This window comes from Bradyrhizobium sp. Kon56, from assembly GCF_055807635.1.
Genome location: NZ_JBVVOU010000556.1, coordinates 1 through 248, shown reverse-complemented (window position 1 = coordinate 248; position 248 = coordinate 1). Strand labels below are relative to the sequence as shown.

Annotated in this window: 1 protein-coding gene; it reads left to right on the top strand. The window is 64.5% G+C overall.

The window, feature by feature from the left end; genetic code table 11:
* On the top strand, positions 1–248 hold a 248-nt coding region (locus AC0L3B_RS40030), incomplete at both ends, for a hypothetical protein (protein ID WP_473383495.1).

The following is a 248-nucleotide window of genomic DNA, read 5'->3' as shown; positions in this document are numbered from 1 at the left end:
TACGATCAGCGGCACCGGTACGGTTACGGGCAGCGGCGAGATCGACCTGACCGGCGCTGCGGTGCTGAGCGGCGGCATCCTGAACAACAATGCGGCCTTTAAGGTCAGCGGCACCGGCAATGCGCTGGACCATGAGACGATCACGAATGCGACCACTGGCACGATCGAAGTGCTGGCGAACGGCGCGCTGACGATCGACCAGGGCTCGACGGTTGCGAATGCCGGCAACGTCATGGTGGACGCCACCG